The organism is Brevundimonas sp. MEB006b, assembly GCF_030209705.1.
In the GTDB taxonomy this organism is placed as follows: Bacteria; Pseudomonadota; Alphaproteobacteria; order Caulobacterales; family Caulobacteraceae; genus Brevundimonas.
In genome coordinates this window covers 103169-114322 of record NZ_JARVRL010000004.1, presented here as the reverse complement: position 1 = coordinate 114322, position 11154 = coordinate 103169, and the positions used below count along the sequence as shown (strand labels likewise).

11 protein-coding genes are annotated in these 11154 nt (G+C 69.2%); 6 read left to right on the top strand and 5 right to left on the bottom strand.

What is annotated here, in order from left to right:
• Positions 1 to 62: 62 nt before the first annotated feature.
• Positions 63 to 1016 (top strand): TraB/GumN family protein, encoded by a 954-nt coding sequence (locus tag QRN13_RS05990; RefSeq protein ID WP_284877225.1) that lies wholly within the window; start codon positions 63 to 65, stop codon positions 1014 to 1016.
• A 3-nt stretch (positions 1017 to 1019) separates the two neighbouring features.
• On the opposite strand, the gene QRN13_RS05985 is transcribed toward QRN13_RS05990, so the two are convergent.
• From QRN13_RS05985 to QRN13_RS05965, 5 genes are read right to left on the bottom strand one after another with little or no spacing between them, the layout of a single operon-like run.
• A complete protein-coding gene (locus tag QRN13_RS05985; protein WP_045809440.1) occupies positions 1020 to 1307 on the bottom strand; it encodes a hypothetical protein in 288 nt (95 codons plus the stop codon).
• A 59-nt stretch (positions 1308 to 1366) separates the two neighbouring features.
• A complete protein-coding gene (gene tldD / locus QRN13_RS05980; protein ID WP_284877224.1) occupies positions 1367 to 2797 on the bottom strand; it encodes a metalloprotease TldD in 1431 nt (476 codons plus the stop codon).
• A gap of 60 nt (positions 2798 to 2857) precedes the next feature.
• Complete coding sequence (locus tag QRN13_RS05975; RefSeq protein ID WP_284877223.1) at positions 2858 to 3919, bottom strand: hypothetical protein; 1062 nt, start codon at positions 3917 to 3919, stop codon at positions 2858 to 2860.
• 42 nt (positions 3920 to 3961) lie between these two features.
• On the bottom strand, positions 3962 to 4729 hold the full coding sequence (locus QRN13_RS05970; protein WP_284877221.1) for an ABC transporter permease: 768 nt from the start codon (positions 4727 to 4729) through the stop codon (positions 3962 to 3964).
• Positions 4726 to 5658, bottom strand: a complete 933-nt coding sequence (locus QRN13_RS05965) for an ABC transporter ATP-binding protein (protein ID WP_284877219.1) — start codon at positions 5656 to 5658, stop codon at positions 4726 to 4728. Before QRN13_RS05965 ends, QRN13_RS05970 begins: the two co-directional genes overlap by 4 nt.
• Before the next feature lie 164 nt (positions 5659 to 5822).
• Between QRN13_RS05965 and QRN13_RS05960 the strand changes: the two genes are divergently transcribed.
• The 5 genes from QRN13_RS05960 (at position 5823) to QRN13_RS05940 (ending at position 11106) form a co-directional block, all read left to right on the top strand.
• Positions 5823 to 7178 carry a hypothetical protein gene (locus QRN13_RS05960; protein WP_284877218.1) on the top strand — a complete coding sequence of 452 codons (1356 nt, stop codon included), beginning with the start codon at positions 5823 to 5825 and terminating at the stop codon, positions 7176 to 7178.
• 44 nt (positions 7179 to 7222) lie between these two features.
• Positions 7223 to 8041: a c-type cytochrome biogenesis protein CcmI gene (gene ccmI / locus QRN13_RS05955; protein WP_284877217.1), complete on the top strand. Its 819-nt coding sequence runs from the start codon at positions 7223 to 7225 to the stop codon at positions 8039 to 8041.
• Between the two features lie 70 nt (positions 8042 to 8111).
• On the top strand, positions 8112 to 8618 hold the full coding sequence (gene ccmE / locus QRN13_RS05950) for a cytochrome c maturation protein CcmE (RefSeq protein ID WP_284877216.1): 507 nt from the start codon (positions 8112 to 8114) through the stop codon (positions 8616 to 8618).
• A complete protein-coding gene (locus QRN13_RS05945; RefSeq protein WP_284877215.1) occupies positions 8615 to 10603 on the top strand; it encodes a heme lyase CcmF/NrfE family subunit in 1989 nt (662 codons plus the stop codon). The genes ccmE and QRN13_RS05945 overlap by 4 nt, the downstream gene beginning before the upstream one ends.
• A complete protein-coding gene (locus QRN13_RS05940) occupies positions 10600 to 11106 on the top strand; it encodes a cytochrome c-type biogenesis protein (protein ID WP_284877214.1) in 507 nt (168 codons plus the stop codon). The genes QRN13_RS05945 and QRN13_RS05940 overlap by 4 nt, the downstream gene beginning before the upstream one ends.
• The last annotated feature ends 48 nt before the right edge of the window (positions 11107 to 11154 follow it).

The following is an 11154-nucleotide window of genomic DNA, read 5'->3' as shown; positions in this document are numbered from 1 at the left end:
CGACGACATCATTACACCGATTTCATTACACCAGTGACAGTAATGAAGTTTACAGCGATGTAATGATCAGCCGCTCATCTTCTTTATTGCTTTTACTTGCCGCGACGGCGCTGACGACCGCGCCTGCTGTCGCGCAGGATGCGCAATCGGACGCCGTCGAGGATATCGTCGTCACTGCCCGCCGGATCGAGGCGCCGATGTGGGAGGTGCGGCGCGGCGACAGCGTCCTGATCCTGGTCGGATCGATCGACGGTTTGCCCAGAAAGATGGAGTGGCGCACCGACGCTCTCATCTCGGCGGTTGATCGTGCGGACCGCGTTCTGTTTCCCGTCGAGGGGCGGGCCTCGCTGGCCGATGTGGGCCGGCTGATCTGGCGGTTTCGGACGCTGACCCGTTTGCCGAATGGGCGCACCAGCGCCGACTATCTGTCACCTGACCTTGAAGCCCGGGTCGAAAGCCTGACGGGCGAAGGCCCGACCCGCGACAGCATGCTGATCCTGTCGGGCGATCTGATGGAACTGGGCGGTTACAACAGTGGAGGGCGTCCGGTGTCCGGCCTGGTCCGTCAGGCGACACGCGCCAACCGCACGCCCGCTGAACCCGTCGGCATCTTCAGGGGTGACGAGCTGATCGAAAAGGTTCTGACGACGCCGCCCGAACGTTATCTCGACTGCATCGACGCTGCGGCGACGGCGGCCGAGGCCGGGGTCGAGGCGGGCGCGCAACGTGCGGAGAACTGGCGTCTGCGCCGGATTCCGGCGGTGTTGGATTCGCCCTTGGAAAAGGCGGCCACGGCCTGTTCCTACTGGTCGGTGATGGCCCAGGCGGACGATCTGCGTCGAATATGGAACACGGCGGTGGACAAGGCGCTGGCCGAGGACGGAGTCACCGTCGCTATTGCGCCCTTGCGGCTATTGGCCGAGCCGAACGGCGTATTGGATCGGCTGGAGGCGGAGGGGCTGGAACCGATCGGTCCCGAATGGCGCCCCTCCGCCCCCGCTCAATCGGCGCGTTAGAGCCTACTTGCGTTCCGGAACGGCGTCGCGGGCGGCTTCGCCGATGTTGTCGGCGGCGTTGCCGACGCTCTCGGCGGCGCCGGCGATGGCGTTGTCCTTGACCGCATCGCTACGGTTCATGTTCATCAGGAAGTAACCGATCACCAGCACGGCCAGCAGGCCGACGATCAGGGCGACGATGGCGCCCATGCCGCTGCCGCGACGCTCGACGACCGTGGTGGGCGCCGCGCTGGTTTCAGTGATGCGTTCAACCCGGCCATCGGGATGTTGGACTTCGCGTTCGGTAGGCATGGTGTTTCCTCTCCAGTGTGGCGGGGAAACACACTTTGTGACGATACGGTTCCGCTCGCTCAGACGGCGGTGCCGCCGACCGTCAGGCCGCCGATCTTGAGGCTGGGCTGGCCGATGCCGACGGGCACGCCCTGTCCGGCCTTGCCGCAGACGCCGACGCCCGGATCGAAGGCGAAGTCGTCGCCGACCATCTGGATCTTGGTCAGGGCCGTGGCGCCGTCGCCGATCAGGGTCGCGCCGCGGACGGGTGCGGTGATCACCCCGTCCTCGATCAGATAGGCCTCGTTGCATTGGAACACGAACTTGCCGTTGGTGATGTCCACCTGGCCGCCCGAGAAGTTGGCAGCGTAGAGGCCGCGCTTCGTATTGGCGATCATGTCGGCCTTGGAATCCTTGCCGCCCTCCATGAAGGTGTTGGTCATGCGCGGCATCGGCATATGGGCGAATGACTGGCGTCGGCCGTTGCCGGTCGCGGCTACGCCCAGCTGCCGCGCTGACAGCCGGTCGTGCATAAGCCCGACCATGATCCCGTCCTCGATCAGCACGGTGCGCGAGGTGGGCGTGCCCTCGTCGTCGACCGACAGGGAGCCGCGCCGTTCGGCGATCGAGCCATCGTCCACCACGGTGACGCCCGGGGCGGCGACGCGCTGGCCCATCATGCCGTTGAAGACCGACGAGCCCTTACGGTGGAAGTCGCCCTCGAAGCCGTGGCCGATGGCCTCGTGCAGCAGCACGCCAGGCCAGCCGGCGCCCAGAACCACGTCCATCTCGCCCGCCGGACAGTCGACGGCGTCCAGATTGACCAAGGCCTGACGCAGGGCCTCGTCCACCTGGGCCTGCCAGCGTTCGGGCGCGACCCAGGCTTCGAACCCGGCCCGGCCGCCGGCGCCGGACGAGGCGCTCTCGCGCTTGCCGTTCTGTTCGACGGTGACGGAGACGTTCAGCCGGACGAGGGGGCGAACATCGCGCACCGCCCGTTCGTCCGCGCGCAGGATCTCGATGGCCCGACGTTCGCCGATCAGGGAGGCGGACACCTGGACCACACGCGGATCGCGGGCGCGCGCCCAGGCGTCGATCTCGGCCAGCAAGGCGATCTTGTCGGAGAAGGCGGGCGAGGCGAGGGGATCGACCTCGCCATACAGTTTCTGGTTGGTGGCGCGGGGCCCTTCGGCGACCCGGGCCTCATGCCCCTGTTTGGCCAGGGCGGCGCTGTCGGCGGCGCGACGCAGGGCGGCGGCCGAAATCTCGTTGGCGTGGGCGTACCCGGCGGTCTCGCCCGCCACGACCCTGAGGCCGAAGCCCTCGGTCGCGTCATAGGCGGCGGACTTCAGCCGACCGTCGTCGAACACCAGGCTCTCGCTCTCGGACCGCTCCAGGAACAGTTCGCCGTCGTCGGCGCCGGCCAGGGCCGTTTTCAGGATCGACAGGGCTTCATCGGTGTCGACGCCGGCGGCGTCGAGGATGGGCGGCGGGGAGGCGTGAACGGTCATGGCCTGTAGGTAGGGGCTGAAGGCCGTTTCGTCACCTGCCCCGGCGCGCGAAACCGCCGATCAGTCCAGCGGCTGGGGCCGCGTCACCACCGGACCGTCGGGATCGCTGCTCGACGGGCGTGCCGCGGTCGGGGCGGGCGTCGGCGCCGTTGGCACGATCACCAGCGGCTCGGTCGTGACCGTCGGCGCCGGCGTTGACGGCGCCGGGGTGGCCGTCGTCGGCGCACGCGTCGTCGGTTGCGTCGTTGCGGCCGGCGCCTGGGGCTGGGTCTGCGTGCGGGGCGCGGCCGTCGTCGCGCGCGGCGTCGTCGTCGTTGCCGGCGCGGAAGCCGCCGTGGCGGGCGCCGTCGCCGTGGTCGTCGCGGCGGGCATCGGCTGTTCGGTCGCGCCGACGGGTGCGGCGTCGGCAGGAGTCGTATCGGCCGGCGGGACGGTTAGAGGCGTATCGGCGGCGATGGCGGGCGTGGACGCCGCCGGGGTCGAGGCGGGACCCATCGCGAACCACAGGCCCCCTCCGGCGACCAGCAGGGCGACCACCCCGACCCCGACATAGAGCGGTAGGCGGGAGGTCTTGGCGGGGGCACGGGCGAAGCTGGGCGTGATCGGCGCAGCCGCAGGCGCGATGGCGGGTCTGGCCGCGACCGCGGGCGCGGCGGCGACGGGTTCGGCCGCGACCGGCTTCGGCGCAGGGGCGGGCGTCGTCTCGGGCGCGGGCAGGGGTCGGACGGTCAGATCGGGTTGAGCGGCCGGGGCCGGCTGCGGCCTGGGCTGCGGCGGCGTTGGAGCTTGGGGTTGGGGCTGGGCTTGGGCCGGGCGCGCCGTCGGAATCAGCGATCCGCCCAGGATGCTCGCCCCCTGCGGACGAGGCGCGGGACGCGGGGCGGGATTCGCGGGCGTCGTCTGACCCTTTGCCGGCGCGACGCCGGAGGCCAGGCTCTGGGTGTGGATCGAGGCCTGCTGCTGTTGCGGCGTGGCCTTGCGCGGCGGCGGATTGGGAATGCGGTCCAGCGGATTGGGCGCGACCGGCACCGGCCCGACGTGGAAGGTCGTCGCGGGCATACGGCCCCAGGTCACCGGCTTGCGGGCGAAGGGCTGGGGCGGGGTCTTCTGGTCGTCGGACATGGTCTTCTCAATCGCTGGCGATCTGGCCCGTTTCGTGACGGATCAGTTCTTGAGCCGGTAGCCGGTCTTGAACATCCACATGACGATGCCCAGGCAGACGGCGAAGAAGGCCAGGGTGGCGGCGACGCTGACGCCGATGGCCACATCGCCCTGACCATAGAAGGCCCAGCGGAAGCCCGAGATCAGATAGACCACAGGGTTGAACAGAGTCACCGTGCGCCAGCCGTCAGGCAGCATGTCGATGGAATAGAAGGCGCCGCCCAGGAAGGTCAGGGGCGTCACGACCAGCATCGGGATCATCTGAAGCTGCTCGAACCCATTGGCCCAGACCCCGATGATGAAGCCGAACAGGCTGAAGGTCATCGAAATCAGGATCAAGAAGGCCATCATCCAGACTGGATGCAGGATCTGCAGCGGCACGAAGAAGGCCGCCGTGGCCAGAATGATCAGGCCCAGCACCGCCGACTTGGTCGCCGCCGCGCCGACATAGGCCAGCACGATCTCCAGCGACGACACCGGCGCCGACAGGATTTCGTAGATCGTCCCCGTGAATTTGGGGAAGTAGATGCCGAACGAGGCGTTGAAGATCGACTGTGTGAACAGGCTGAGCATGATCAGCCCCGGCACGATGAAGGCGCCGTAGGGCACGCCGTCCACTTGCTGCATCCGGCTGCCGATCGCGCCGCCGAAGACGACGAAATACAGGGCCGTGGTGATCACCGGGGTGACCACGCTCTGCCATAGGGTGCGCAGCGCACGCGCCATCTCGAAACGATAGATGGCCCAGACGCCGTATCCGTTGAAGGTCATGCCGCGGCTCCGTTCTGGTGGACCAGGCTGACGAAGATGTCTTCCAGCGAGCTCTGGCGGGTGTTCAAGTCCTTGAAGCCGATGTTCAGCGCCTCAAGCCGGCGGATCAGCGACGGCACGCCCGTGTCGTCAGCGTTGGCGTCGAAACTGTACTCCAGCTCTCCGCCTTCGTTCTTCAGCGTCAGGTCCCAGTCGGACAGGTCGGCGGGCAGGGCCGCCAACGGCTCGATCAGGTTCAGCGTCAGGGTCTTCTTGCCCAGCTTCTTCATCAGAGCCGACTTTTCCTCGACTAGGATCAGTTCGCCCTTCAGGATCACGCCCACCCGGTCGGCCATTTCCTCGGCCTCCTCGATGTAGTGAGTCGTCAGGATGATGGTGACGCCGCGCTCGCGCAGCTTTCTGACCATGGCCCACATGTCGCGGCGCAGCTCGACATCGACCCCGGCGGTCGGCTCGTCCAGGAAAAGGATGTCAGGTTCGTGGCTCAGGGCCTTGGCGATCATCACCCGCCGCTTCATCCCGCCCGACAGGGTCATGATCTTGGCGTCACGCTTGTCCCACAGCGAAAGGTCCTTCAGCACGCCCTCGATGAAGGCGGGGTTCGGCGCCTTGCCGAACAGGCCCCGACTGAAGGTGACGGTGGCCAGCACGGTCTCGAAGGCGTCGGTGGTCAGCTCCTGCGGCACCAGACCGATCTTGGTGCGGGCGGCGCGGAAATCGGATTGGATGTCATGGCCGTCGGCGATTACGGTCCCGGTCGTGGGCGTGACGATGCCGCAGACGATGGAGATCAGCGTGGTCTTGCCCGCGCCGTTCGGTCCCAGCAGGGCGAAAATCTCGCCCTTGTTGATCGTCAGGTCGATGCGCTTCAGCGCCTGATGCCCCGACTTGTAGGTCTTGGTCAGGCCGTCGATCTGAATTACGGGCATGGGCTTTCCTTTCCGGCGCGCGCGGCGGCGCGGCCGGGTGTGGCGGCAATATGGCGTGCCTGACGCCTGACTCAAGTGGCGGCGCCGTCTCAATAGACGCCAAGTCGTTGTTAACCCGATTGTCGCACGGTGCCGGCCTGAGTTGAGTTTTGGCAGGAGCTTTCGTGCCGTCCCTGTCCGCCGCCCACCACGCCGCTCTGACGGCGATCGTCGAGGCCTGTCCCGACGCATCGCTGGGGATGCTGGGCGCAGCCGTGGCGGCGCTGAAGGGCGACAAGGCGGCCGAACTGGCGAACATCGTCGCCACAGAGGCGCGCGATCGCGCCCGTCGCGGCACGGCGTTTGCGCCCCTGCTGCCACTGTTCCAGCCGCGCGCCGACGGCGTGCCCGCCCTGGTCTTTCCGGCTCAGGTCTTGAAACGGGTGTGGCGCCAGGCGGTGCAGGGCGAGGAGGACTTCGTGCCGCTGCTGGACAGGGCTGTGGCCGTGGACGGCGAATGGACCCTGGCCGCCGATCGGCTGTGCGCAAAGGCGGCCGCCGTGCTGCGCGACCGGCCGCGCGACGTCTGGCCCGAGTTTCAGCGTCCCGCCGACGGCCAGCCCCCATCCACTCCGGTCGAACTGGCCGGCTGTTTCGACCTGACGCCTCTGGCCCGCAGCGCCCTGCCGCGCCTGCCGGTCTGGCTGGAACGTCCCGACGACAATCAACTGGCGGGGCTTCGGCTACTGATCCAGGACTGTCTGGCAATGTCGCCGGACGGCGGGCGGCGCATGATCGACATCCTGTTCGCCCATGTGGCGGACGCCGAGCGGATGCTGCGGGTCGTGACGCGGACCAGCCGGCTCGCCGACCGTGAAATCACCCTCAGCCATTCCGAGATGGGCGTCTTCGTCGAGCGGCTGCTGACCTCCGTTCAGGCGCGGGTGCAAAAGATCGCCGCCGTGGTCCGTTCGTCATTGGGCGAGACGGCGATGCTGGGCGTGGTGGACGACGTGAACTGGTGCGCGGGCGTGCTGGCCGAGATGGACCTCAGCCTGCAGGTGCGGCCCGATTCCAGCTGGGGCAAGGCGGCGCGGATGGCGCGGGTCCAGGTGTCGGGCCAGCTTTCGGGTCTGATGAAGTCCGCCTCCAGCGCCGTCCACGCCGCCCTGCCGATGAAGCGTCAGGTCATCACCGGACGCATGACGCGTATGTCGCCCTGGCTGGAGGCGCCGGCCGAGGGCGAACCGATCGAGGCGGCGGCGGCCCTGCTGGCGGCGGTGGCGGCCCTGCGCGGCGCGGCCGTCACCTTCGGCTGCGAAGCCGATCGCTCGGGACTGAAGGCCGACCTGACCGACTACCTCTCCACCTGGTCCGACGAGGCGCTGAACAGTCTGTCGGACGGCGAGGCCGAAAATCCCGACCATGTGCTGCGTCTGATCGGGGTCGCGGCACGGTTCCTGACCGTGATCGAGGCGCTGGAGGCGGCGCGCGCGGTCAGGCGACGCGCAGCCTCAGCGGAAATGGCGCGGCTGGGCTGAAACGACGCCTCGCCCGACGTTCGCGGATGGGTTAGACGGCGAAGATGATCGTGTTCTGGATAATGACGGGACTGGCGGCGGCCCTGGCCGCCCTGCTGGTGCTGACCGGCGCGCGACGCGGCGCCGATCCGGCGGCCGGAGCCGAAACCCGGGCCGGCTCGCGGGAGATCGAGGAGCTGGATCGGCTGAAGGCGCGCGGCCTGCTGGACGAGGCGGCCTATGTGGGCGCGCGCGCCGAGGCGGGGCGGCGGCTTCTTGCCGTTTCGGCGACCACGACCCCGGTGGCCGGCGCTCGCGATCGGTTCTGGGTGCTGGGCGGGATCGGCGTGACGGTCGCGGGCGCGCTGGGCCTCTATGTCTTCACCGGCTCGCCCGGCCTGCCGGATCAGGCCTATGAACGGCGCGTCGACGATTGGGCCGCCAATCTGGATCGGCTGGAGCCAGCGCAATTGGCGGCCGTGACCGCGCGGGTCGTTCAGGAAAGGCCCAAGGATCGGCAGGCGCTGGCCATGCTGGGCGCGGCCCGGTTCGCCGCCGGCGATCCGCTGGGCGCCGCCTCCGCCTTTCGCCGTCTGATCGCCCTGGACCCCCGTGACGCCCAGGCTTGGGCGCGGCTGGGCGAAAGCCTTGTCGTCGCCAACGACAACCAGATCGGCGGCGATGCCGAGGCCGCCTTCCGCGAGGCCTTGAAACTGGACCCCGACCAGCTCGGCGCGCGCTTCTTCCTGGGCGAGGCCGCGTTGCGGCGCGGCGACGCCGTCGAGGCCCGCACCCTGTGGACGCCTCTGATCGCCGCGCTCGACCCGGCCGATCCGCGCCGTCTGGATCTGGAACGCCGACTGCCGAAGGACAGCGCGCAATGACGCGTTGGTCCTGCGCGACGACGGCGGTATATGCCGCCGGTCCGTCCCTGGAATCCGGAATGTCCGTCGCATGAGCTGGCTGCCCAAATCGCCGAAGGCGCGTCGCCGCCTGTGGGTCGTCGCCGCCGTGGCGCCGATCCTGGCGCTGGCGGTCGGCCTGTCGCTGTGGGCGATGCAGGACAGCGTGACCTTCTTCTATTCGCCGTCCGAAGCCACCGCCGACAAGGCGCCGGAGGGGCGCAACATCCGCCTGGGCGGTCTGGTCGAGGCCGGCAGCGTGCAAAAGACCGGCGACGGCGTGGTCGCCTTCGTCGTCACCGACAACGCCGCCACGACCCGCGTCGTCTATCACGGAGACCTGCCCGACCTGTTCCGCGAAGGGCAGGGGATCGTGGCGCAAGGGGCCTTCGGCGCCGATCGCACTTTCCACGCCAGTCAGGTCCTGGCCAAGCATGACGAGAACTATATGCCGCGCGAGGTCGCAGACCGTCTGAAGGAAAAGGGCGAGTGGCGGCCGGACGGCCCCGAAAGGCGCTCAAGCAGGCCGCAGGCCGATAGCGCGCCGACGCGCTTATGATCGCCGAGCTTGGGGCCTTCGCCCTGGCGCTAGCGCTGGCGCTGTCGATCCTGCAGACGGGGCTTTCGGCGGCCGGGCGCACGCGGCGCAGCCCGGTTTTGGCCGGGGCAGCCCAGGGCGCGGCGCTGGCGGCGGCGGTGGCGGTCGCGCTCAGTTTCGCAGCCCTGATCTACGCCTTCGTGGTGTCTGACTTTTCGGTCTCCAACGTCGCGGCCAACAGCCACACCGACAAGCCGATGCTGTACAAGGTCGCCGGCGCCTGGGGCAGCCACGAGGGGTCGCTTCTGTTGTGGTGTCTGGTGCTGACCGTCTTCGGCGGGGCGCTGGCGCGGGCGCGCGGCCTGCCGTTCGGGCTGAAGGCCTCGGCCGTGGCGGTACAGGGCGCGCTGGGCTCGCTGTTCCTGGCCTTCGCCGTCTTCACCTCCAGCCCCTTCACCCGTCTGGACCCCGCGCCGTTCCAGGGCGCGTCGCTGAACCCGCTGTTGCAGGACCCGGCCCTGGCCGTGCATCCGCCGCTGCTCTACGCCGGCTACGTCGGGTTTTCGGTCTGCTTCTCCCTGGCCGTCGCGGCCCTGATCGAGGGACGGGCGCAGACCGCCTTCTGGCCCGCCTGGGGGCGCTGGGTCCGACCCTGGGCGTTGGCCAGCTGGGCCTTCCTGACCGTCGGCATCACTCTGGGGTCGTTCTGGGCCTATTATGAGCTGGGCTGGGGCGGCTGGTGGTTCTGGGACCCGGTCGAGAACGCCTCTTTCATGCCCTGGCTTGCGGGCGCGGCCCTGTTGCATAGCGCGGTCGTGACCGAGCGACGCGGCGCGCTGGCTGGCTGGACCGTGTTCTTGGCTTTGCTGGCCTTCACCTTCTCGATGCTGGGCGCCTTCTTGGTGCGCTCGGGCGTGCTGACATCCGTCCATGCCTTCGCCGTCGATCCCCAGCGCGGGCTGATGCTGCTGGCCATCCTCGGGATCACGGCCGGCGCCGCCTTCGCCCTGTTCGCCTGGCGCGCGCCGCAGCTGAAGGGCGGTGGTCTGTTTGCGCCGGTCAGCCGCGAGGGCGCGTTGGTCTTGAACAACCTGTTCCTGACGGCGGCCGCCGCGACAGTGTTGCTGGGCACTCTCTATCCGCTGATTTTGGAAGCGGCGTCCGGCGCGACCATCTCGGTCGGCCCGCCCTATTTCGCCGCCACCTTCACGCCGCTGATGATGGTCGCCTTCCTGATCTTGCCGGCCGGGCCGCTGCTGGCCTGGAAGCGCGGCGACCTGCCCGGCGCGATGCAGCGCCTGGCCGTCGCGGCGGGTCTGGCGATCGTCGGCGCCCTGGCGGCCTACGCCCTGTGGGAGCCGAAGAAGGCCTTCGCCGCCGCCGGCATCGGCCTGGGCCTGTGGCTGATCCTGGGGTCGGTGTCGGAAGTCGCCGAGCGCGCCCGCCTGTTCCGCGCCTCGATGGCCGAGACGGTGCGCCGACTGAAGGGGCTGCCGCTGGGCGCCTGGGGCATGACTCTGGCGCATCTTGGTCTGGGCGTCTTCATCTTGGGGGCGGTGGTCGAGACCGGTTTCAAGGCCGAGGCCGCCCGCGCCGTCTCACTGGGCCAGAGCGTTGCCGCCGGCCCCTGGACGGTGACCCTGGACGACGTGCGCGTCGTCGAGGGGCCGAACTATCTGGCCGAGCAGGGCCGACTGACCGTGCGCGCCACGAACGATCAGGGCCGCGCCACAACCGTCACGGCCGAGCGCCGCTTCTTCCCCGCCGGCGGCCAGACCACCACCGAGGTCGGGCTCGATTTCCGAGGTCTGGACGACGTCTATGTCGTGATCGGCGAACGCGCGGGCAGTCCCGAACAGCCGGCCTGGGTCGTGCGTCTGTACTGGAACCCGTGGGCGCGACTGATCTTCCTGGGGCCGATGATCATGGCGCTGGGCGGGGTGCTGTCGCTGCTGGATCGCCGTCTCCGGCTCGGGATCGGCGCGCGCCGGCGCAAGGCCCCATGAAACGCTTGCTAGTCCTAATGGCCGCGCCGGTGCTGGCGCTGATGCTGACGGCGGCTGAACCGCCCGCCGCACCCGACCGCCCCTTGGCCGATGCGACCCAGGAGGCCCGCGCCCAGGCCCTGTTCAAGGACGTGCGCTGCGTCGTCTGCCAGCACGAGGCCATCGCCGACAGCCCGGCGGGCGTCGCCGGCGACATGCGCCGCCTGATCCGCGAGGAGATCGCGGCCGGCGCCTCGGATCAGGCCGTGCGCGACGATCTGGTGCGGCGCTTCGGCGACTATGTGCTGTTCACCCCGCCGGTGCGGGCGGGGACCTGGCTGCTGTGGTTCGGCCCGTTCGCCCTGTTGCTGCTGGCCGCCGCCGTTCTGGCCCTGCGCGCACGCCGTCGTCCGGTTGAGGCCGTCCCCCTCACGCCAGAAGAAGAACGCCGGCTGGACGAAGTTCTACGAAATGAGAAGCTTCGCCGCGATCCTGACGCAACCTCGCCTCACGACGGGCGCTAGTCGAGATCAACGATCGGCGGTCGGGATTGGCGCAAAGCCGGTTCGGCC

What these genes read in the sequence shown, in the direction of transcription:
- QRN13_RS05940 (WP_284877214.1), top strand. Translation starts at nt 10,600, where the DNA reads ATGAAACGCTTGCTAGTCCTAATGGCCGCGCCGGTGCTGGCGCTGATG.
- QRN13_RS05945 (WP_284877215.1), top strand. Translation starts at nt 8,615, where the DNA reads ATGATCGCCGAGCTTGGGGCCTTCGCCCTGGCGCTAGCGCTGGCGCTG.
- tldD (WP_284877224.1), bottom strand. Translation starts at nt 2,797, where the DNA reads ATGACCGTTCACGCCTCCCCGCCGCCCATCCTCGACGCCGCCGGCGTC.
- QRN13_RS05990 (WP_284877225.1), top strand. Translation starts at nt 63, where the DNA reads ATGATCAGCCGCTCATCTTCTTTATTGCTTTTACTTGCCGCGACGGCG.
- QRN13_RS05975 (WP_284877223.1), bottom strand. Translation starts at nt 3,919, where the DNA reads ATGTCCGACGACCAGAAGACCCCGCCCCAGCCCTTCGCCCGCAAGCCG.
- ccmI (WP_284877217.1), top strand. Translation starts at nt 7,223, where the DNA reads ATGATCGTGTTCTGGATAATGACGGGACTGGCGGCGGCCCTGGCCGCC.
- ccmE (WP_284877216.1), top strand. Translation starts at nt 8,112, where the DNA reads ATGAGCTGGCTGCCCAAATCGCCGAAGGCGCGTCGCCGCCTGTGGGTC.
- QRN13_RS05965 (WP_284877219.1), bottom strand. Translation starts at nt 5,658, where the DNA reads ATGCCCGTAATTCAGATCGACGGCCTGACCAAGACCTACAAGTCGGGG.
- QRN13_RS05985 (WP_045809440.1), bottom strand. Translation starts at nt 1,307, where the DNA reads ATGCCTACCGAACGCGAAGTCCAACATCCCGATGGCCGGGTTGAACGC.
- QRN13_RS05970 (WP_284877221.1), bottom strand. Translation starts at nt 4,729, where the DNA reads ATGACCTTCAACGGATACGGCGTCTGGGCCATCTATCGTTTCGAGATG.